Below are 19170 nucleotides of genomic sequence, written 5' to 3' on the forward strand. Positions count from 1 at the left end.
AGCTTGTCCTTGATCCAGGCGATGTCGAGGAACACGCCACCGTGTGGAGATCCACGGCCGGCTTTGACCTCGCGGTTGATGCAGCGCGCGACGTGGTCGCGCGTCAGCAGCTCGGGCGGGCGCATGGCGTTCTTGTCGCCCTGGGTGTAGCGCCAGCCCTCCTCCGGGTCCTTCGCCGTCTGGTTGCGGTAAGGCTCGGGGATGTCCTTGTACATGAACTGCTCGCCCTTGCTGTTGAGCAGGATGCCGCCCTCGCCGCGCACGCCCTCGGTCACCAGGATGCCCTGCACGCTCGGCGGCCAGATCATCCCCGTCGGGTGGAACTGCACGAACTCCATGTCCTGGAGCGCCGCGCCCGCGTGATACGCCAGCGAGTGGCCATCGCCGGTGTACTCCCAGCTGTTCGACGTGATCTTGAACGCGCGGCCGACGCCGCCCGTCGCGAGCACGACGGCCTTCGACTTGAAGACCTTGAATCGACCGCGCTCGCGGTCGTACGCGAACGCGCCGGCCACTCGCTCGCCGTCCTTGAGTAGCGTGACGACCGTGCACTCCATGTGCACGTCCACGCCCTGGTGCACGCCGTGATCCTGCAGCGTGCGAATGAGCTCGAGCCCCGTGCGGTCGCCGACATGCGCGAGACGCGGATATCGGTGTCCGCCGAAGTTGCGCTGAAGGATTCGACCATCCGGCGTTCGGTCGAACAACGCGCCCCACCCCTCGAGCTCTTTCACGCGGTCTGGAGCTTCCTTCGCGTGCAGCTCGGCCATTCTCCAGTTATTCAGGTACTGGCCGCCGCGCATCGTGTCGGCGAAGTGGACGCGCCAGTTGTCGCGGTCGTCCACGTTGCCCATCGCCGCCGCCATCCCGCCCTCGGCCATCACCGTATGCGCTTTACCGAGCAGCGACTTGCACACGAGACCGACCCGCGCGCCGTTCGCCGACGCTTCGATCGCCGCACGGAGACCGGCGCCGCCGGCGCCGATCACCAACACATCGTGTTCGATCGTCTGGATTTCGCTCATCGCGCGCCCCGCCCACGCGATAGCGCGGGGCGTCTCATAGCAACCTCCAGTCGTGCCAGATGCCCATCGAGCACAGGCGGACGTAGACATCCGCGAACGCCACGCCGACGAGGCTCATCCACGCCCACTTCATGTGCCATCGATTGAGGCAGCTCGAGCAATCGTAGGCCACGCGGCGAACCGGATGGCGCGACAGCCGGTCTAGGAACCCGCCGACCATGTGGCGAAAGGAGTGGCAGCCGAGCGTGTAGCAGGTGAGGAGCGTCGTGTTGAGCGCGAGCACGAGCGTGCCGACGCCGATGCCGAAATGCCGTCCCGCCCCGTCGTCGAACCAGAGCGCCTTCCAAACGTCGTGCGCCAGGAAGAACAAGAACAGCACCGCGATATATAGGAAGTAGCGGTGGACGTTCTGGAGAATCAGCGGAAGGTACCGCTCGCCCAGGTAGCTCTTCCGCGGCTCGCCGACCGCGCAGTTCGGCGGATCGGCCCAGAACGCCTTGTAGTACGCACCGCGATAGTAGTAACACGTCACCCGGAACAGGCCGGGGAACGGCAGGATGATCAGCGCCGGCGAAAACGGCAGCAGCGCCGGCCACCAACCCGGCTTGGGCCCGAACCACGCGTGCGGCGAATCGCCGAAAATCTCCGGCGAGTAAAACGGCGAGAGGTACGGTCCGTAGGTGTAGTGTGCGTTCTGGAACGCGGCCCAGGTCGCGTAGACGAGGAAGCTGCCGAGGAGGATGAAAACGACGAGGGGCTGAAGCCACCATGCGTCGCGCCGCTGCGTTTCACCGAAACCGCGGTGAAGGAGCGGGAGCGGTGCATGCGCCATGGAGTTCCGATGGGTTGAATGGGAAGGAGAACCGCCGAGCTTGAATGTATCGCGTACGAGGCTCGAATCGCGCCGGAAATGGACTGCGGACGCCGCGCAGCGTCAATGGCTCGAACGCCGCTCACGGCGTGCGCCGCGGGTGGTCCCGGTCGTCGAAGATGAAGGGGAATTCGATGACCTGAGCCACGGGGCAGCCGCGGATCGTCGCCGGGTGGAACGTCTGATCGCTGAGCGCGACGATCGCCGCGCGAGCGAACACGCTGGCGCTCGCGCGAACCACCTCCACCGTCTCGAGCGCGGCCTTGCCATCGCGATCGACGACGAATCGCAGCACGGCTTCGCCGTGATCGAGGTCGTCGGCGCGCGCCGCCTCCGGAAACGACAGTTGACGCCGAGTCAGCGAACTCGCGTCGTGAACGAGCATGACGGGAAACATCCCCTCGGCGAGACGACGCGAGTCATCCAGTGAATCGGTCGAAACGCGGATCTGAAGGTGCCACGAGCCGCCGAAAGGCGGGTTCAACGCGTTCGTCATCAATGAAGCGGTGCGAATTGCCCTGACCATCGCGGAGTCGAACCCCGGCAAGAGCGAGGCACGGACGACGACGGGTCCATTGATCGGGCCCGCACGAGACAATTCGATCCGATAGGTCCCGTGGATGCTGACCTCGCGCCTGACACCGGTGCTGTCCGTCGGGGAAGAAATGCGGAGCCCGCCGACGAGCGACGGTCCTTCGAACACCGACAGCCGAAACGGGCGTGGGGCCGAAAAGCCACGCAGGATCCGCGTTTCCATTCGGCCGCGGTCCACCGCCAGCCAGTCGTAGTCCGTCTGTTCGATGAAGATGAAGATCGCGGTCGACGTCGAGTCCACGATGGCGGCCCTGCTGCCCACGATGGAATCGCACCGGGTGCTGTCGGGAGCTCTCTGCGCGGCGACACGCCCCGCCGCCGACAGTGACGTCAGGGCAATGGCGATCCGGCGCACGATCGTCGTTCGAAACGAGCGTCGTGTCATGTCGCGAGCTCTTTTCTCGCCGACCCGCGCCGCCGTCGCTCGGCGAAAAACAGCGTGGCGCCTACCGCGTTCAGCCCGACCACCACCCCGGAAATCTTCACCGCGAAGCTCAACCAGCTCGTCACATCGATGATCGGGAAGATCGACAGCACCACGTAGAGGAGCGAGACCGCGAATCCCGACGCCGACGCTGCTCGCAGCCAGAGCGGCATTCGCTCGCCCTGCCCACGAAACGCCACGAGCGGAATCGCGAACAGCACGAGATACGTGAGCGCGTAGAAAATGCCCGCCGCGTTGTCCAACAGCTGAAACGCCTCCTGCTCGCCGACGCCGGCGATCCCCGCGGCCCCGAACAGCACCGACGCGATGCCGACGAACAGGATCGAGTTCACCGGCGTCCGGTATTTCGGATGGAGCTTCGTGAACCACGCCGGCAGAAGACTGTTCCACCCGGCGACCATCGGCATGCGCGACGTTCCCGTGAACACGATGCTCGAGTTCGCGATCGAGCGGACCGTGAGCAACAGAATCGCCGCTCCCGCCATCGTCGCGCCGAACGTGCTCGCGCCGAATCCGATGCTGAATACCTGCGGGATCGGGCCGATGAGGTTGATCTTGTCCACCGGCACGAAGGCGAGCACCGCGCTCGTGCCCAGGATGAACATTGCGGCGATCACCGGCGCCGCGATCAACGTCGCGCGGCCGATCGAACGCCCGGCGTCTTTCGTCTCTCCCGCCAGCACGGCGACGTACTCGAATCCGCTCAACGCGCCGAGCGCCATCTTGCCGAACACGTTCAAGCTGAAGAGCGACAACGCCGGGAGCGCGACGGCGAACGGGTGATAGTTCGGCAATGTCCCGCGCGCCATGTGCACGAACGGCAGCGCGATCAGCACGGCGAACGACGCCATCAGCGTGATGCTGCCCGCGTTGTGCAGCCATTTGCTCACCCGCAGCCCGAGCGTCGCGATGATCATCAGGGCCGCGATCAGGATGGCGTTCAGCAGCATGATCACCGTCTTGTTGCTCGCGAGCCACGCGCCGCTCGGCCCGACGATGTACGACAGATTCGTCCCGAGCAGCAGCCCGACCGATGCGATGAGCACGACGGCGTACAACCAGAGATTCCACACGACCATGAACGCCGCCAGCTCGCCGAGTCCGAGACGCGCCCACTGATAGAGGCCACCCTCGAGCGGCATTCGCTTCGAGAGCGCGATGACGACCGCGGCTTGCGGCAAATAGAAGAACGCCATCGCCGCCAGCCAGAAGATCAGCTGCGAATGTCCGAGCTTGGCCGCCGTTCCCACCCAGATCGTTCCGACGACGTACACGATCTGCTGCAGGACCAGATCGCGAAGCCCGAGCTCCTTCTTGAGCGACGCGCTCTTTTCCTCGACGCCGCTTTCTCGAGCGGCGGGCGATGGAGGCGATCGAGTCTCGACGGCGGTCATCGGCCCGTGATGGTGGGCGCGCGCCACTCACGTGTCACACGCGCTGATTTGACGTAATCGAGCTTGGGAAAACCGCGCGTCAGATACGCGTTCCCCTGTCTCGTGATCGAATCCTGCGCGGGTCCTTGGCCGCGTCCGCCCGGCCGCGCCGCTTCGCCGTAACCGGAGTACAACGAATCGACGACGCTCATCCCGGCGATCACCTCCGCCACCGGGGGAAACCCGAAGCCGTTCAGCGTGTCGAGCCGAGCGTTGTCCTTGAGGTTGATGTAGAGCTGCGTCGTCCGCGTTCCCGGCCCGCCGCGCGCGTACGAGATCGTGCCGCGCACGTTGCTGTGATGCACGGGTTCGTCGGCGATCGCGCGCACTCGCCACGCCGCCGTCCGTCGCGGGTCCGCCGCAAGTCCGAACTGCGCGACGAAATCCTTCACGACCCGGAAGAACCGCGCTTCGTCGTAGTAGCGGTCGCGCACCAATGTGTAGAGCCGGTCGGTGCCGTTCGGCGCCCACGCCTTGCGCGCCATCACGTCGAACGCGCCGCGGCTCGTCTCGAAGCGCACGACGAAGCTGTCGGGCACGGCGACGTCGAGGTCCGTGCTCGAATGACCCAACGCGCGCGAGCACGCTCCCGCGGCGATCGCGAACACCGCGGCGGCCGCCGCGACCAGCCTCCGCCGAGATTGGGCGCGATGCGACCGGTTCACTTGCTCGGCGGTTGCGGCGGACCCGCGGTGAGCGCGTCCGACACCCGTTCCCGCTGATGCGCGTTGATGCTCGTCAGCAACCCGACGAGGTTGGCGTTCTCGATCAGCGTTCGCTCACGCTTGATCGTCTGCTCCTGCGTCGCGTTCACGAGATCCTTCCGATCGAGATGCGCTTCGTCGGCGATGCGGGTCGCGGAGTCGGGGTAGAGAAACACCTCGAGACGCGCGAGCAGGCCGACTTTCACGACGAAGCTCGCGGCGCGTTGTCCGATCGACTTTTCCTCGACCTTGGCCGTCGAGTCGAGATGCGGCGCCAACCCGGCGCGCTCGAGCCGATACAACACGCTGCACTCCGCCCACAAGCCATTCGCCGCACACGCCGAATCACCCGCGGCCGCGGCCACCGCCTTCGGAACGGTGGAGTCCCGATTCTGTCCGGCCGACGCGGCGTCCGCCTTCTCCTTATCCGACCTGGAGCAGGCCGTGACGAGAATCGCGACGGCGATGACGACGAGGTCACGCATCGTCAGATGATGCCGCCTCGGCTGGCGCCTCCGCAACGTCGGGCGCCGTTCCGCCGGCCCGCCCGGCGACGATCGTCGCCGCGGCGAGATCCGCCGTCACGTTCGCCGCCGTCGCGAAGAGATCCGGAATCGTGTCGGCGCCGATCAACAGCGCCGACCCCGAGGCGGGCACGCCGAACGAGGGAAGCATCGTCGCGAGCAGCAATATGCCCCCTTGAGGCACGCCCGGCGTCGCAAAGCTCAGCGCCGCCGCGGTGAGCGCGAGCACGACGAGCGTTCCCGCGCCAAGCGTGATTCCGTCGAGCTTCGCGAGAAACAGCGTTCCGATCACCCATGCGATAGGCGTCGTCGCCCGGAGCACCGAGACCGAGAGCGGCAGCACGAAGCCAATGACCGGCGCCGACAGCTCGAGCGACTCCGCCCCCTCGATCAACGGCGGCAGCGATGCGAGTGACGAGCTCGAGCTCACCGCGATCGTCTGTGCCGGAAGCGCCGCGCGCGTGAAGCGCGGCAACGCGGTTCGACCGGCGAAGGCGGCAATGGGATACAGCAGAAGGGCGAACAGGATCACCGCCGCCGAATAGGCGAGGACGTAGTAAATCATCGACTCGATCAACGAAGAGCCGATTCGGCTTGCGGTCGCGAGCACCAAAACGAAGACGCCGACCGGGGCGGCGACCATCACCCAGTGGACGATCGCTCGCGTGGCCCCGGCGATGGCGCCGAAGACGTCGATGAGCGATTGCCGCAGACGTTCGTCGATGCGTCGAGCGGCGAGCGCAAAGAGGAGTGTGAAGGCGACCACCGGGAGCATCGCGCCGTCGGCGGCCGACTTCATCGCGTTCGCCGGTATGAGCGACGTCACCCACGCGCCGAAGCCCGGCACCTGATTCGCCCGCGTCGCCGTTTGGGTGGCGGCCGCGTTGGCTGACGCGCGGAGGCTGTCCACGGCGGCCGCCGACAGGTGCATGTCAGCGATGAGAGGCGGCCCGAGCAGAAGCGCGAAGGCTGCGGCGAAAAGGAGCAGGCCGACATATGCCCCCACGGTCGCGATACCCATGCGGCCCATCCGGTCTCCTTCCTTCGCGCTCGCGACGCCGACGAACAGCATCGAGATCACGAGCGGGAGAACCGTCATCCGGATCGCGTTCAGCCAAAGCTGGCCGATCGGCTCGAGGAAACCCACAACGCGAAGCGCGACCGGGCTCGCTGATGAGCCGATCGCGCTTCCGAGGATCAATCCCGCAATGAGACCGATGACTACGCGGTGAACGCGCATCGGTCCCGGTGACTAGCGCTTCTTCGTCGCTTTGCCCCGCGCGGCGGGCTTGCTGGTTCTGGCGGTCGCCTTCGCGCTCTTGGCTTTGGGCTTGGTGTGCGCCGTCGGTCGTGCGGCCTTGGCGCTCGCGGCCTTTCGAGCCGGACCCTTCTTTGCGCCCGCCCGTTTCGGAGCGGCGGCGGTCCGCACCTTTGACTTCGCGACTTTCTCGACGGCTGGCTTTTTGGCGGCGGCCGCCGGGGCCGCTGGTGCGGCTGCGGCTGCGGCCGCAGGCTTGACGGCTCCGGGAGGCAAAGGATTGGTCCGTGGGCGTCCGCCCTTACGAGCCAACTGCGCGTCGGCCAACATCTTCGCGAACGCTTCCTTCGCCTCCGCCATCAACTGCGAGTGGGAGATGCGACGCTCAGCCAGCGCGCGCTCCTTCTCCTGCCGATATATCGACAGGGCGGTTGAGCTGTCCATCTTGTCCGGATTATCGGGGGTCATTTTCGGTCCCCCAATCTAGCGAATCAGATGGTTCATAGGGAGTTCATCCGCGCGGCTTGACCGGTCGAAAAGCCGGCCTGAACCGCTCAGGACCCGCTATTCGGCCTGGCCGCCCGCCGAATCTGGTTGATCCCGTTGATCATCATCGCCAGCTCGGCCTGCTTGTCGGGATTCTCGCGGATGATCTCGTCGAGTAGCGCCGAGGCCGCGTCGTCATCCACCTGGGTCGGCTCGGCGGAGAACCGGCGGTTGTTCATGTGCCGCATCGGATCGATGTGAACCGGGTTCTCGAGTACCAGGTCGTGCCCCTCGTACTGAACCCGAACGGCGTAGAACTTCTTGCCGCTCTTTTCCATGTAGCTCACGCGAATGCCGTCGATCTTGGGCGGCCATTGCGGCAGCGGGCGCTCGTCGCCCTCGGTGGTGCGATAGGTCGTCGTGCCCGGCTGAAGGTTCGGATAGTTCGACTCGAACGACCCGTTGTACATGTAGGCGTGACGCATGAAGCCTCAGTTGCGGGTGAATGGCGCGATTTTGAAGTCCCGGAAACACACGGGCCAGCCGGCAACAAGATGTCCCGCCAAGCCGCGACGTGCCACCCTGAAACTGTATTCGCTGAGCGCGTCACGACCCAGTTACGGACCCCGCTGCGCGGCGCTTCCCCCTGTCCCGCCCCCCGCGCCAGACTCGCGATCCGCATCGAGCCACTCCCGCGGATTCCAAGTCACGGGCATCGCGCCAACGCGTTCGAAGCGAATGCGCGGATCGTTCGACTGCACGAGCGCCATGAGCCGGCGTCCGGTGAGCAGGAAACGCCGCGACGTTGATTCGATGCTGTCGAGGATCGTTTGCGCCAGATGCGGCTGCGCCCTGGCGAACGCGTCGTAGCCGCGAAATACGATCACAAAGCCGCCGTCGTCCGGCACCGCCAGCTCGCCGAGGCAATCCACCCACGCCATGAGATTCGGCGCGTAGTGCGTCGGAAATCCGAGCACTCGTTTCGCGTCTTCGTGAAAAGCGTGCGGCGTGCTCCAACGCGCCGCCTCGAGCTCCCGAATGACGTAGCGCTCCTGACGGAACCAGCCGAGGTCCGCCGAGAGAATCGAATTTTTGTGGTAGAGCGCGACCGCGCCGCGCTCCATGAGCTTCCAGTCGAGCCGCGCGGAGTCGGCGGGAGCCTTTTCCTTTCGCTTGAAGAATGCCATCAGGATCTTGATGCGCGCAGCGCGGACCGAACGTTGACGATTCCACGCAGGAGGAAGACCGCGGCGAACGCCACGTCGAGAAGCCGCGAACCCGACACGGTGGTGCGTGGGGCCCAGAGAGGGCGAATCGCGACGAAGGTCCCGAGGCCAATGAGGATGACACCCAGGATGAGCTTGAGGACCGAACCGGGCTTCACAGTTGTCGAATGAAGTGGAGCAGGAAGTACTGGGACGAGACCACCGGGACCGCCAGCGGCAGCAGCTCGAGGATCCAACGACTTGGCCAACGGCCGCGCATCGCCGTACCGGCGAGGATCTGCAGCGTGCCGAACGCCCAGGCCGTGTACAAATAGTAGGCGCGGAGGCGCGACACATGGCCAACCTCGGCGCGCCAGTACATCGCCAGGAGAAGGCCGCCGAAGGTCAGCAGCAGTCCGATCGTCAAATTGGCCACGCCGACCACGCGCTCGATCTGGCGTTTGGCTCGCTCGAGATCCGGTTCGGCCTGGATCACGCCGTCGTCGGTATTGAGGGTTCCATTTCGCGGTTGTCGATTTCCGCCACCTTCGTTCGACGTAAGGGTAAGGAGGCGACACGGAGCCGTCGACCTTCACCACGTTCACCTGTCTGGGAGAGAAGACCACCAATGCGCTACATGATGATCGTGAAAGGTCCCGAGGACTTGACTGCTTCCGGACCGCCGCCGGCGGCGCTCATCGAGGCGGTCGGCAAGCTCGTCGAAGACGATGTCAAGAAGGGCAAGCTGCTGTCGTTCGGCGGTCTCAAGCCGACGTCGTCCGGCACGCGAATGCGCATCACCAAGGGCAAGATCGTCACGACCGACGGCCCGTTTACCGAGTCGAAGGAAGTGATCGGCGGATTCTCGATCTACAATTTCGCGTCGAAGGAAGAAGCGATCGAGGAGGTCCGCAAATTCACGGAATTGCATCGCGACCACTGGCCAAACTGGGAAGGCGAGGTCGAGATCCGGCTGATGTACGAGGAGGAGGACGACGTGCGGGCGGAGCAGATCGAAGGGAGTCGTGTCCTCGAGCACGCCGGCGGCGTCCGCGGTCACGAACCTCGTTGAGTCAGACCGCTTCTACGTCCCGTCGTTCGACCCGCAGCGGTACCCTCGCCACGGCGCGATCGTTGACGCGCACGTCGAACGTCCACGTGCCGGCGCGAGGGAACCCGACGGTCAGCGGAAGCACGAGGTCGTAGGCGAGCGGCAATCCGGCGACCGACGGCGAGTCGAACGTCACCGGTGTCGCCGTGAGGTTCACCATCTCGTTGCCGTCCTCGTCCACGATGTGCACGGAGATGCGTTGCCGCGCGCCGTAGTCGAGCGGTTCGATATCGAATCGCACCGCGAGCGTGACGTCGATCTTCCCGGGTAGCTCGGTCGCGTAGCGGCAGTTGTAGACGCCGACCACGTCGAGCTTGCCGTCTGCGCGCACCTGGGCACGCTCGGCAATGACGGCGATGGTCGGAATCATCGAACGACTGCGCCGCGCAATGAAACGCGCCGAATCGCGGCGCGGCGATGGGCTACTCGACCCATCCTTTGGCACGCCACTGGTCGTATCCCTTCCGCGTGAGGTCGGCCAGCTCCTCGAAGAGAGCCGGGTCGACCGCGGTGAAATTGAAGCATGCTTTTCCCTGCATCCGCTTTTTCAACGCCGCCGACATCGCAGCGTTCATGCCCGAATACACCGGCATGAAGTGGTAGCTGACGTAGTTTTTTCCGATCTTCGCGGCCGCGAACATGATCGGCTTTCTGTTCACGCCGAGCGTGTGGGTGTCCAGATAGTAGTAGTCCGACTTGTCGTGCACGGTCTTGAGGTTCGGCGCGTACGGCTTGAGAAGGGTCTTCAGCGCCTTGAAGACCGGAACGAACTCGGCGCGCGGGGGCATGGGTCCATGGCCTTGGGGAAGGTCAAGGTACCGACGGCGTGGACGGGCGGACAGGTGGACCAACGCGACGGCTCGGCGAGGGATCGAAAAGCGGACGCGACGCGCCTCGTTCAGACCTCGAACCGAGCATCAGTTAACCTGTCCAAATTGTTCCGATCGGCCACAAAGAACTATTTGCCCGGCTCTGCCCGATGTATTACTTTGGGGCGCAGCGACTCAGCAGTTTTTGGCGAACACGTTCCGGAACGCATTGGGGCCTTCGCACTTCGCGATGGGCCCTTTTTTCGTTCAGGGTCGCCGGGGCGGCCGATTTTTGGCCGCTCGAACGTACCCCTCGTGAGGGAGTTCACGAAACCTGTGGGTCGGTTTGTACGGCATGCCCGCTACTCCGACGACACAACAACACCTTCTTTGGAGTTAGCAATGGCACGTACGACCGGCACCGTGAAGTGGTTCAACGACGCGAAGGGCTATGGCTTTATCACGCCCGAGGGCGGCCAGAAGGACTGCTTCGTTCATCATTCCGCGATTCAGGGCGGTGGCTTCCGCACGCTCGCCGAAGGCGAGCGCGTTGAGTTCGACATCGTTCAGGGTGCCAAGGGCCCCGCTGCCGAAAACGTTGTGAAGGTCGGCCACTAAGGTTCTCCCGAAAGAACAGCGCCGGATCGACGCGAGTCGGTCCGGCGCTGTTCTTTTTTGGGCTGGCAAAATCCGAGGAATCACGGCCGTCGCACTCTCGCCTGACGCAGCTTCCGCATGATGCTCGTGACCACCAGCAAGGTGAGGACGACCCACACCGCGACGAACGTCTGTTGAGTCTTTTCCGGTCGATCGGCGATGTGCATGGCGTAATAGACGCCTAGTACCGCCGCGTCGAGAACCACGACCGCGGCGATGAGCATGAGGAGATATTTCCGTACCTCTTGGGCGTTGACTGTCGGCATGCCGGCTTTGTGTCCGCGACGTAAGATATCTGCACCGCGCACTGCTTCCGCCAGACGATCTCCCAAAACTCCAACAACGCCCGCCCGCAAAACCGGTTCAGTGCCCCGCCCCGCCATTCTCTTCGACTTGGACGGCACCCTCCTCGACTCGATCGAGCTCATTCTCTCGTCGGCTCGATACGCCTTCGGCAAACTCGGTCGCGAGTGTCCGTCGGACGAGGAGTGGTTGCAGGGCGTCGGGATCCCGCTCTTCACCATGTTCGGGCGTTATGCGCGCGACGACGCGGATAAAGTCGCGCTGATCGCCGCATACCGTGAGCACCAGTTCGCCAACCACGACCGGCTGGTGCGACCCTACGAAGGAGTCCGCGAGCTGCTCGCGGACCTGCGCTCGCGCGGACACGAGCTGGCTGTCGTGACGAGCAAGTCCGAGTACCTCGCGATGCGCGGGCTCGCCCACGTCCGGCTCGCGCGGTTCTTCGACACGATCGTGGGCTGCGACTCCACCACGCGACACAAGCCCGATCCCGCACCCGTACGGTTGGCATTGCACCGGCTCGCGTGCGATCCCAGCGATGCGGTGTTCGTGGGTGACTCGGTGCACGACGTGATCGCGGGGAACGCGGCCGGCGTGGCCACCATCGCGGCACTATGGGGCGCCTTCGGCCGGCGCGATCTCGAACCCGGTGGTCCAACCGCTTGGGCCGAGAGAGTTTCTGAAGTAGCCGGATTACTCGTCAGCAGTCCACCCGGCGGCGTCCTCCTGCGGTGACAAGTCGCCGCCCCGGGTTCAAACCTTCCGCGACGTGGCACCATCCAAGTGACTGCACGGATGGAGCGTCCACGCCAATGGCTGCAGTGGCCATCATCGAAGCACAGTCGGGCCCAATCGGCAGCAACGATACGGACGTCGCACGAGCGGCCGCCGGGGACCGGCGCGCATTCGAGCGGGTCTACCACATCCACGTCAACCGGGTGTTTTCGCTTTGCACGCGGATGACTGGCGACCGGACGCGAGCTGAAGAGCTCACTCAGGACGTCTTCGTTCGTGCGTGGGAAAAGCTGAACCTGTTCCGCGGTGAAAGCTCGTTCTCGACGTGGCTGCACCGGCTCACGGTGAACGTCGTGCTCAATGCGCGAAAGACCGACAGCCGCATGCGGTCACGGGTCGAAGAGACGGACGACGACGACGGGGGAATCGATGCCCTGCCAGGCACGATCGGTTCTCCCCTCGCTCCCGGCGATCTCCTCGACCTCGAGGAAGCGATCACCAAGCTGCCGCCGGGCGCGCGCCGCGTGTTCGTGTTGCATGACGTCGAGGGCTACAAGCACGAAGAAATCGCCGAGATGCTCGGCGTAACATCGGGAGCCACCAAAGCGCAGTTGCACCGAGCGCGGCTCCTGTTGCGGGAGGCATTGAATCGATGACGCATCCGACAATCACCTGTGACGGGTTCAACGAGCAGCTCGCCGATTTCCTCGAGCGAGCCGTCTCCGAGCCGACGCGCGCCGCGATGGAATCGCACGCCGTAGGCTGCGACGACTGCGGTCCGCTGCTCGCCGATCTGCGCCGGCTACGCATCGACGCAACGAACCTCCCCGAGCTCACGCCCAGTCGCGACCTCTGGTCCGGCATCGAAAGCCGCATCCAGGCGCCTGTGCTCTCGCTCCCCGGCGCGCGCGACGTGCGCATTCGCCGCTGGCGAAATCCCCTCGTCCTCGGCCTCGCCGCCGCGGGACTGGTCGCGGTTACGGCGACGGTCACGCACTGGGCGGAGAGTGGTGGGCCGGTCGGCCAGTTGGCGGGAAGGCCGGAAACGAATAGCGCTCACGCGCCGACGGGTTCTCCGCCTGCCGTTGCGGCGCTTCCGGATTCCGCAGTCGCTCGCTCGCAATTTCCCGCGCCGGCGTCCCGCTCTTCCGGCCCAGCGGCCGAGCGGCCCAGCGGTCTATCGGTCCACCGGTCCACCGGTCAACCCGCTTCCCCGGTCCGCCTCGCCTCCAACAAACCCTCCGCCGAGCAGACCTACGATCGCGAGATCGCGGGGCTGCTCGTCGTCTACAACCAGCGGCGGCCCGACCTCGACTCGACGACCGTCGCCGTCGTGAAACGAAATCTCAAGATCATCGACGACGCGATCGCGCAGACGAAGCAGGCGCTGCGCCGCGATCCGGCAAGTCAATTCCTAATGGAGTCCCTGAACGACGCGTTCGACACCAAGGTCCAACTGCTCCGCAAGGTGGCGATGCTGCCGTCGGGAACGTGAGCATTCTCAGATGACCATGCACGACCTATCGCGGCGATGCCGCCGCACCGCGCCACTCCTCATCGCGTTCGCCGCGCTCGCGGCCTCCGCCGGCAACGCCGGCGCTCAGCAACGCAGCCGGTTCGGCCACGACCGGGAACGGATCGACACGACCTTCGCCTTCGACAAGACCGGGTCGGTAACGCTCACCGCCACGAGCGGCGACATCATCGTCAGCGGAAGCTCCGACGCGCGAATCCATATCGTGGCGACGAGCGACAACGGCAACCTCAGCCTCGACGCCGCTCCCAATCGTGTGATTCTCCAGAACCGCGCGGGAGAGTCGCATTTCGAGGTCACCGTGCCGTACGGCGTCCAAGTCATCGCGCGCAGCCAATCCGGCGACATGCGCATGCGCGACACCCGGGGCGCGATCGAGGCGCACGCGAACTCCGGCGACCTCGAGATCGAGGGCGTCAACGGCCACCTCGACGTCAACACGCTGTCCGGCGGCATCACCGCCCGCGACGTCACCGGTGATGTGGATCTCGTGACGACGAGCGGCGACGTGAAGATCTACAACCTGCTCGGCAACGCCGACGTCGGCACGGTGAGCGGCGATGTCGAGCTGCGCAACGTGACCGGCAAGACGATGCGCGCCAAGACGACCTCCGGCGACGTGCGCTTCGACGGGCTCATCGACGCGGCGGGACGCTACGACTTCGCCGCGCACTCCGGCGACATCGAGATGCACGTCCAGCGCGACGCGAGCGCGCAGCTCACGGTCTCCACCTGGAACGGCGGCATCAACAGTGATTTTCCCATCACGCTTCGAGCCGGCGCCCACGAGATCGGAACGGGCATGGGTAAGCGATACACGTTCGAGATCGGCGGCGGCGGGGCGCGCATCACGGCCGAGACGTTCAGCGGCGACGTCACCATCGCCGCCAACGGCCACGGCGCCAGCCCGCGCCGCTGAACCCTGCAAACCCGCGGCCCTTTTCGACTGTCTGTCTAGCTGAGTAGTTCCGGTCCACCGGTCCACCGGTCCACCGGTCCACCCGTCCACCACCCGTCCACCCGTCTCCGCCGATGCGCTCACTCTTCCCCGCCCTCGTCATCGCCGCGGTACCTGCTCTGTCGCTCGCGGCGCAGACCCCCGATTTCCACTGGGACAAGACGCTCCCGGCCGGTAATGAAGTCCACGTCGGCAACATCAACGGCAACGTCAAAATCACGGCGTCCACCAACGGGCGCGTCGTCGTGAACGGCTTCAAGCACGGCGGCCGCGACGCCGACCGCATCAAAGCGATCGTCGAAGAGTCGTCGCACGGCATCGACGTCTGCGTGGTCTACGACGATGCCGACGCTTCGTGCGACGGCGACCGTGGCTACCGCGACCACGATCACAACTGGAACCACGCCAGCATCGACCTCGACGTTTCGGTGCCGGCCAATCTCAGGGTGTCCGCTGGCTCGGTGAGCGGTGACGTCTCGATCGACGGCGCGCACGGCGACGTCACCGCATCCGCGGTGAGCGGCGACGTCCATCTCGACCACTTGCACGCGACGTCCGTCCGCGCCAACACGGTGAGCGGCGAGATCGACGTGCGGGTCGATGAGCTCACGGGACGTGGCGACCTCACGTTCCACAGTGTGAGCGGCGAGATCCGGCTGGAAGTCCCCAAGGGATTCGGTGCCGATCTCTCGCTCACGACGGTGAGCGGCGACATCGACAGCGATTTTCCGATCACGCTCGGAGGGTCGAACCGGTGGAGCCGCCGCCGCGTCGAAGCACGCATCGGCGAGGGAGGCCGGCGCCTCGACGTGAGCACCGTGAGCGGCGACCTTAGAATCCGCATGGCAAAGTAGTCGTCGCCCTCTTCCGTCAACCTGTCCACCCGTCCACCATTGTCGATGCGCACTTCACTTCGCTCGCTCGCGCTGCTCGCGGGCCTCGCGCTGCCCGCCGCGGGACAGCAAACGCAGACCGACAACAGCTTCAAGTGGAACGGTCAGATCGCGGCCGGAAACTGGGTCAACGTGCACAACCTGAACGGCACGGTGACCGTCGGCGCGGCGACCGGATCCGAAGTGCAGGTGACGGCGACCAAGCGTTGGCGCCGCGGCGATCCGGCGACGGTCCGGATCGAGGCCAAGAAGATCGGCGAGAACGTCGTGATCTGCGCGCTGTGGGGCGAGCGAGCGACCTGCGACGAGCGTGGGTACAACGACAACGGCAACCGCGGTGATCGCGGCAACCGCAACAACCGAAACGACGTGAGCGTCGACCTCAATGTGCTCGTTCCGAAAGGCGTGAAGATCGGCGCGGGAACCGTGAACGGTTCCGTGACGGTGGATGGCGCCACGTCGCAGGTCGAGGCGGGTTCGGTGAACGGTGAGGTCGACGTATCGACGACGGGCGGCCCGGTAAACGCCGAGACGACCAACGGTAGCGTTCGCGCCCGAATGGGACACGTCGAAACCGACGACCGAATGTCGTTCACCACGGTCAACGGCAACGTCATCGTGGAGTTCACCGGCGACTTCGGCGGCGACGTCGATCTTTCCACGGTCAACGGCTCGCTGAACACGAACTTTGAAATGACCGTGAGCGGCCGGCTCGATCCCAAGCACCTGCGAGCCCACATCGGCAAGGCCGGCGGTCCCCGAATGAAGCTCGAGACCGTCAACGGAAACGTCGAGCTCCGAAGGCGTTAGGCCCCCTTGGCGGCCGGCGCAACTTTCCCTGCGCCGGAGCCGTATTCTCTCCAGTCGCTAGGACCATTCCGACGGGGCACGGGGGGGGGCATGAATCGAAACGCTTTGGCGGTCCTCGCGCTGGCGGCAGTTGCCGCCGGCTGTTCGCGCGCCGGTTCGAACGAACGTGCCTGGGAGTGGAACGAACCGATTCCCGCCGGATCGACCGTTCACATTCGAAGCGGCGCGGGCGACATCACGGTTCGGTCCGTCGCGCCGGGACAAATGGCGACCGTGACGGGAAGCCTTGCCTGGAAACGCAGCCGCGAGCGCGACGTGAACTTCGTCGTCTCCCACAGCGGCAACGAATATTTCGTGTGCGCGATGTGGAAGGGGAGCGGCAAATGCGCCGCGAACGGCTACCGCGGCCGCCGCGCCGGTGGAATTCTGGAAGCGTTCGCGCTCTTCCGCCGCTCGAGTGACGTGACGGCGGACATCGTCGCGCAGCTTCCGGCCGACGTGATCGTCGACGCGCGCACGACAAGCGGATCGGTCGACGTGCAGGGCGCGTCGTCGGGCGTGACCGCGAAGACCACCAACGGGACGGTCAGCGCGGAGCACGTGTCCGGACCATTGGCCCTGTCGACCGTGAACGGGAACGTGCGATTGTCCGTGGATGCGGTGTCGGCCAACGACTCGATACACCTCAACACGACGAACGGAATGATCACCGCCGAGCTGCCGCCGAACATCGACGGCATGTTCGATCTCGCCGTGACCAACGGCGTCGTGCGAACGGATCTGCCGATCAACGGCGACAAGGCGCAGCGCGCCGGTCGACGCCTGCGCGGCCAGATTGGCTCGTCGAACCGCGTCGTCCGCATGCGCACGACGAACGGCACTCTTTCCGTGACGACAAAGGCGGTTTCGACGTCGCATTAAGAGGCCTTTGGGGGCCTCACCCTCTTATCCGCTGCGGCGGAGCTCGGCTGGCACCGTGCGCCGAGGCAGGGGTATTATTCGACGTTAGTCCCTACCAGATCTCCAACGGAGTTTTCGAGACCTATGGGTTTCTCATACGCCCCCGCCACCGCGACAACCCAAGTCCGGACCGGCGCCGAGCGCGCGACGCTGGCCCGACGCACGTACGGCTTGGTGTTCCTCAGCGTGCTCGTCACGATGGGCGGCGTCGCGTTCGCCGGCTCGCAGCCTGGATTGATGGACGCGGTGATCCGACATCCGTTCCTGTCGTTCATCGCCGTGATCGCGCCGCTCCTCCTGGCTCAGGCCAACGCGCGCAGCTTTCCTCGCAACGTGATTCTCACGCTGCTCTTCACGTTCGTCGAAGGCATCTTCATCGCGCCCTTCCTGTATCTCATGCAGCAGCAGGCGCCCGGCGCGGTCGGACAGGCCGGAATCCTCACGTTCAGCGCGTTCGGCGCACTGTCGTTGTACGCGCTCACGAGCCGTCGCGACTTCAGCGCGTGGGGCAGCTTCCTGATGGTTGGACTGGTCGTCCTCATCGTCGCGTCGATCATCAACGCCTTCGTCGCGAGCGTGGGCGCGTACCTGTGGCTGTCGGCCATCGGCGTGCTGATTTTTAGCGGTTTGCTCGTGTTCGACACCTGGCGCTTCATCCGCAGCGGACGGTTCGGCCAGGAGGACTACGTCTTCGCCGCGGTGCAGATCTATCTCGATCTGCTCAACATGTTCATGTTCATCTTGAGCCTCCTCGGCGGCGGCCGACGCCGATAGTTGTCCGACAAGGCAAGCATCGGGTGCGTTTTCTCGCACCCTGACGACGAGACGTTCTGCGTCGGCGGCATCGTCGCGAAGTACGCCGCGGCCGGACACGAAGTTCACTTGTGGTGCGCGACCGACGGGGACGCCGGCAAGAGTGCCGGCGTCCCCGTTTCGTCTCGCGAGGAGTTGGCCGCGCTGCGCCGCCGCGAGCTGGACGAGGCCGCGCGCATCCTCGGCATCTCCTCCGTCGAGCTCGGCGGCTATCGAGACGGCGAAGTCGCACGCGCTGACGCCGCGGCGCTCGTCGCCGACATCGTCGGGTTCATCCGACGCAAGCGACCGACGGTCCTTCTGACCTTCGGCCCCGAGGGTGCGCCGACGGGACACGCCGATCACGCCGCGACGTCTCGCGGCGCCACCGCGGCGTTCTTTCTTTCGGGGCTGGCCACCTCACATCCCGACCAGAATCTCGCGCCGCACCGCGCCTCGCGGCTCTACTTCCACGCCTGGGATTTTCCCCTCGCCGACAAGCGGTTGAAGCTCGAGAGCGTTCCGGGCACGGCGCGGATCGACGTTCGCGCGTTCAAGGAACGGAAATCCGCCGCATTCGCCGCCCACGTCACGCAACAGGGGTCGACCGGCGTTTTCTTTTCGAGCGCGTTCCCGGACGTCGAGGTTCTCGCGTTTGCGGCCGGCGTACCGCAGCCGTCGCCGATCGTCGACGACGTCTTCGCGGGACTCTAGCTCGCCCCGGCGCCGTTGACCATTTCGATCTTCTCGGCCAGCCGGAGGTCGGCGTCTGTGATCCCGCCCGCATCGTGCGTCGACAACATGATCGTAATCTTGGTGTACCGAACGTCGATGTCGGGGTGGTGATTCATGTCGTCGGCGACGCGCGCCAAGCGGTCGATGAAGCGAATCCCGTCAGCGAATCGGTCGAACGAGAAGGTCTTGGCCAGCGCGCCGCCTTTGCGCGCCCAACCGGGAAGCCCCCCGAGCGCACGCTGAATCTCGAGATCGGAGAGTTTCTGTCGCATATCGCCTCGCGGTTACAGGTCGACCGACGCTGGAGATTCTACACCGCGCCGGCGCT

27 protein-coding genes are annotated in these 19170 nt (G+C 65.4%); 11 read left to right on the top strand and 16 right to left on the bottom strand.

Annotation, left to right across the window (positions count from 1 at the left end):
- The 12 genes from VGQ44_10840 to VGQ44_10895 form a co-directional block, all read right to left on the bottom strand.
- A partial coding sequence (locus VGQ44_10840; GenBank protein ID HEV8447312.1) for an FAD-binding protein occupies positions 1 to 1025 on the bottom strand: 1025 nt, incomplete at its 3' end.
- A 34-nt stretch (positions 1026 to 1059) separates the two neighbouring features.
- Positions 1060 to 1857, bottom strand: coding sequence for a hypothetical protein (locus tag VGQ44_10845; protein HEV8447313.1), 798 nt, complete (start codon positions 1855 to 1857; stop codon positions 1060 to 1062).
- Positions 1858 to 1978: 121 nt separating this feature from the next.
- Positions 1979 to 2875, bottom strand: coding sequence for an energy transducer TonB (locus VGQ44_10850; protein ID HEV8447314.1), 897 nt, complete (start codon positions 2873 to 2875; stop codon positions 1979 to 1981).
- Positions 2872 to 4329 carry an APC family permease gene (locus tag VGQ44_10855; protein ID HEV8447315.1) on the bottom strand — a complete coding sequence of 486 codons (1458 nt, stop codon included), beginning with the start codon at positions 4327 to 4329 and terminating at the stop codon, positions 2872 to 2874. Before VGQ44_10855 ends, VGQ44_10850 begins: the two co-directional genes overlap by 4 nt.
- Positions 4326 to 5033: a peptidylprolyl isomerase gene (locus VGQ44_10860; protein ID HEV8447316.1), complete on the bottom strand. Its 708-nt coding sequence runs from the start codon at positions 5031 to 5033 to the stop codon at positions 4326 to 4328. The genes VGQ44_10855 and VGQ44_10860 overlap by 4 nt, the downstream gene beginning before the upstream one ends.
- Positions 5030 to 5557 carry a hypothetical protein gene (locus VGQ44_10865; protein HEV8447317.1) on the bottom strand — a complete coding sequence of 176 codons (528 nt, stop codon included), beginning with the start codon at positions 5555 to 5557 and terminating at the stop codon, positions 5030 to 5032. The genes VGQ44_10860 and VGQ44_10865 overlap by 4 nt, the downstream gene beginning before the upstream one ends.
- Positions 5550 to 6836: a cation:dicarboxylase symporter family transporter gene (locus tag VGQ44_10870; protein HEV8447318.1), complete on the bottom strand. Its 1287-nt coding sequence runs from the start codon at positions 6834 to 6836 to the stop codon at positions 5550 to 5552. The genes VGQ44_10865 and VGQ44_10870 overlap by 8 nt, the downstream gene beginning before the upstream one ends.
- 12 nt (positions 6837 to 6848) lie before the next feature.
- A complete protein-coding gene (locus VGQ44_10875) occupies positions 6849 to 7322 on the bottom strand; it encodes a hypothetical protein (protein HEV8447319.1) in 474 nt (157 codons plus the stop codon).
- Positions 7323 to 7408: 86 nt separating this feature from the next.
- Positions 7409 to 7825: a hypothetical protein gene (locus VGQ44_10880; protein ID HEV8447320.1), complete on the bottom strand. Its 417-nt coding sequence runs from the start codon at positions 7823 to 7825 to the stop codon at positions 7409 to 7411.
- A gap of 132 nt (positions 7826 to 7957) precedes the next feature.
- Positions 7958 to 8527 (bottom strand): barstar family protein, encoded by a 570-nt coding sequence (locus VGQ44_10885; protein HEV8447321.1) that lies wholly within the window; start codon positions 8525 to 8527, stop codon positions 7958 to 7960.
- Complete coding sequence (locus tag VGQ44_10890) at positions 8527 to 8724, bottom strand: hypothetical protein (GenBank protein HEV8447322.1); 198 nt, start codon at positions 8722 to 8724, stop codon at positions 8527 to 8529. Before VGQ44_10890 ends, VGQ44_10885 begins: the two co-directional genes overlap by 1 nt.
- Entirely contained in the window at positions 8721 to 9041 is a 321-nt protein-coding gene (locus VGQ44_10895; protein ID HEV8447323.1) for a hypothetical protein, read from the bottom strand. Before VGQ44_10895 ends, VGQ44_10890 begins: the two co-directional genes overlap by 4 nt.
- Before the next feature lie 132 nt (positions 9042 to 9173).
- Here VGQ44_10895 and VGQ44_10900 point away from each other — a divergent pair, with 132 nt between their 5' ends.
- Positions 9174 to 9617, top strand: a complete 444-nt coding sequence (locus VGQ44_10900) for a YciI family protein (GenBank protein ID HEV8447324.1) — start codon at positions 9174 to 9176, stop codon at positions 9615 to 9617.
- 1 nt (position 9618) lies between these two features.
- Here the strand turns inward: VGQ44_10900 and VGQ44_10905 are convergent, their stop codons facing one another.
- Entirely contained in the window at positions 9619 to 10026 is a 408-nt protein-coding gene (locus VGQ44_10905; GenBank protein ID HEV8447325.1) for a hypothetical protein, read from the bottom strand.
- Positions 10027 to 10078: 52 nt separating this feature from the next.
- Positions 10079 to 10444 (bottom strand): hypothetical protein, encoded by a 366-nt coding sequence (locus VGQ44_10910; protein HEV8447326.1) that lies wholly within the window; start codon positions 10442 to 10444, stop codon positions 10079 to 10081.
- A 423-nt stretch (positions 10445 to 10867) separates the two neighbouring features.
- On the opposite strand from VGQ44_10910, the gene VGQ44_10915 reads away from it, so the two are divergent.
- On the top strand, positions 10868 to 11083 hold the full coding sequence (locus VGQ44_10915) for a cold shock domain-containing protein (GenBank protein ID HEV8447327.1): 216 nt from the start codon (positions 10868 to 10870) through the stop codon (positions 11081 to 11083).
- Between the two features lie 80 nt (positions 11084 to 11163).
- Here VGQ44_10915 and VGQ44_10920 read toward each other — a convergent pair whose 3' ends face one another.
- Positions 11164 to 11388, bottom strand: a complete 225-nt coding sequence (locus tag VGQ44_10920; protein HEV8447328.1) for a hypothetical protein — start codon at positions 11386 to 11388, stop codon at positions 11164 to 11166.
- Positions 11389 to 11488: 100 nt separating this feature from the next.
- Between VGQ44_10920 and VGQ44_10925 the strand changes: the two genes are divergently transcribed.
- From VGQ44_10925 to VGQ44_10965, 9 genes are all read left to right on the top strand, one after another.
- Entirely contained in the window at positions 11489 to 12160 is a 672-nt protein-coding gene (locus tag VGQ44_10925) for an HAD-IA family hydrolase (protein HEV8447329.1), read from the top strand.
- A 77-nt stretch (positions 12161 to 12237) separates the two neighbouring features.
- Positions 12238 to 12816 carry an RNA polymerase sigma factor gene (locus VGQ44_10930; protein HEV8447330.1) on the top strand — a complete coding sequence of 193 codons (579 nt, stop codon included), beginning with the start codon at positions 12238 to 12240 and terminating at the stop codon, positions 12814 to 12816.
- Positions 12813 to 13655, top strand: a complete 843-nt coding sequence (locus tag VGQ44_10935; GenBank protein ID HEV8447331.1) for a hypothetical protein — start codon at positions 12813 to 12815, stop codon at positions 13653 to 13655. The genes VGQ44_10930 and VGQ44_10935 overlap by 4 nt, the downstream gene beginning before the upstream one ends.
- Positions 13656 to 13665: 10 nt before the next feature.
- Positions 13666 to 14613: a DUF4097 family beta strand repeat-containing protein gene (locus tag VGQ44_10940; protein ID HEV8447332.1), complete on the top strand. Its 948-nt coding sequence runs from the start codon at positions 13666 to 13668 to the stop codon at positions 14611 to 14613.
- A 113-nt stretch (positions 14614 to 14726) separates the two neighbouring features.
- Entirely contained in the window at positions 14727 to 15506 is a 780-nt protein-coding gene (locus VGQ44_10945) for a DUF4097 family beta strand repeat-containing protein (protein ID HEV8447333.1), read from the top strand.
- 45 nt (positions 15507 to 15551) lie between these two features.
- Positions 15552 to 16355, top strand: a complete 804-nt coding sequence (locus VGQ44_10950; GenBank protein HEV8447334.1) for a hypothetical protein — start codon at positions 15552 to 15554, stop codon at positions 16353 to 16355.
- A 90-nt stretch (positions 16356 to 16445) separates the two neighbouring features.
- Positions 16446 to 17276 carry a DUF4097 family beta strand repeat-containing protein gene (locus VGQ44_10955; protein HEV8447335.1) on the top strand — a complete coding sequence of 277 codons (831 nt, stop codon included), beginning with the start codon at positions 16446 to 16448 and terminating at the stop codon, positions 17274 to 17276.
- Between the two features lie 123 nt (positions 17277 to 17399).
- Positions 17400 to 18089, top strand: coding sequence for a Bax inhibitor-1/YccA family protein (locus tag VGQ44_10960; GenBank protein ID HEV8447336.1), 690 nt, complete (start codon positions 17400 to 17402; stop codon positions 18087 to 18089).
- A complete protein-coding gene (locus tag VGQ44_10965; GenBank protein ID HEV8447337.1) occupies positions 18090 to 18821 on the top strand; it encodes a PIG-L family deacetylase in 732 nt (243 codons plus the stop codon).
- Here VGQ44_10965 and VGQ44_10970 read toward each other — a convergent pair.
- On the bottom strand, positions 18818 to 19114 hold the full coding sequence (locus VGQ44_10970; GenBank protein ID HEV8447338.1) for a 4a-hydroxytetrahydrobiopterin dehydratase: 297 nt from the start codon (positions 19112 to 19114) through the stop codon (positions 18818 to 18820). The two genes, VGQ44_10965 and VGQ44_10970, sit on opposite strands and share 4 nt — an antisense overlap.
- Positions 19115 to 19170 lie beyond the last annotated feature (56 nt).

The organism is Gemmatimonadaceae bacterium, assembly GCA_036003045.1.
Lineage (GTDB): Bacteria > Gemmatimonadota > Gemmatimonadetes > Gemmatimonadales > Gemmatimonadaceae > JAQBQB01.

Coding starts and splice junctions, on each gene's coding strand:
- VGQ44_10865 (HEV8447317.1), bottom strand. CDS start 5,557: ATGCGTGACCTCGTCGTCATCGCCGTCGCGATTCTCGTCACGGCCTGC.
- VGQ44_10915 (HEV8447327.1), top strand. CDS start 10,868: ATGGCACGTACGACCGGCACCGTGAAGTGGTTCAACGACGCGAAGGGC.
- VGQ44_10955 (HEV8447335.1), top strand. CDS start 16,446: ATGAATCGAAACGCTTTGGCGGTCCTCGCGCTGGCGGCAGTTGCCGCC.
- VGQ44_10885 (HEV8447321.1), bottom strand. CDS start 8,527: ATGGCATTCTTCAAGCGAAAGGAAAAGGCTCCCGCCGACTCCGCGCGG.
- VGQ44_10950 (HEV8447334.1), top strand. CDS start 15,552: ATGCGCACTTCACTTCGCTCGCTCGCGCTGCTCGCGGGCCTCGCGCTG.
- VGQ44_10945 (HEV8447333.1), top strand. CDS start 14,727: ATGCGCTCACTCTTCCCCGCCCTCGTCATCGCCGCGGTACCTGCTCTG.
- VGQ44_10880 (HEV8447320.1), bottom strand. CDS start 7,825: ATGCGTCACGCCTACATGTACAACGGGTCGTTCGAGTCGAACTATCCG.
- VGQ44_10940 (HEV8447332.1), top strand. CDS start 13,666: ATGACCATGCACGACCTATCGCGGCGATGCCGCCGCACCGCGCCACTC.
- VGQ44_10960 (HEV8447336.1), top strand. CDS start 17,400: ATGGGTTTCTCATACGCCCCCGCCACCGCGACAACCCAAGTCCGGACC.
- VGQ44_10850 (HEV8447314.1), bottom strand. CDS start 2,875: ATGACACGACGCTCGTTTCGAACGACGATCGTGCGCCGGATCGCCATT.
- VGQ44_10870 (HEV8447318.1), bottom strand. CDS start 6,836: ATGCGCGTTCACCGCGTAGTCATCGGTCTCATTGCGGGATTGATCCTC.
- VGQ44_10910 (HEV8447326.1), bottom strand. CDS start 10,444: ATGCCCCCGCGCGCCGAGTTCGTTCCGGTCTTCAAGGCGCTGAAGACC.
- VGQ44_10920 (HEV8447328.1), bottom strand. CDS start 11,388: ATGCCGACAGTCAACGCCCAAGAGGTACGGAAATATCTCCTCATGCTC.
- VGQ44_10855 (HEV8447315.1), bottom strand. CDS start 4,329: ATGACCGCCGTCGAGACTCGATCGCCTCCATCGCCCGCCGCTCGAGAA.
- VGQ44_10900 (HEV8447324.1), top strand. CDS start 9,174: ATGCGCTACATGATGATCGTGAAAGGTCCCGAGGACTTGACTGCTTCC.
- VGQ44_10875 (HEV8447319.1), bottom strand. CDS start 7,322: ATGACCCCCGATAATCCGGACAAGATGGACAGCTCAACCGCCCTGTCG.
- VGQ44_10970 (HEV8447338.1), bottom strand. CDS start 19,114: ATGCGACAGAAACTCTCCGATCTCGAGATTCAGCGTGCGCTCGGGGGG.
- VGQ44_10935 (HEV8447331.1), top strand. CDS start 12,813: ATGACGCATCCGACAATCACCTGTGACGGGTTCAACGAGCAGCTCGCC.
- VGQ44_10845 (HEV8447313.1), bottom strand. CDS start 1,857: ATGGCGCATGCACCGCTCCCGCTCCTTCACCGCGGTTTCGGTGAAACG.
- VGQ44_10930 (HEV8447330.1), top strand. CDS start 12,238: ATGGCTGCAGTGGCCATCATCGAAGCACAGTCGGGCCCAATCGGCAGC.
- VGQ44_10905 (HEV8447325.1), bottom strand. CDS start 10,026: ATGATTCCGACCATCGCCGTCATTGCCGAGCGTGCCCAGGTGCGCGCA.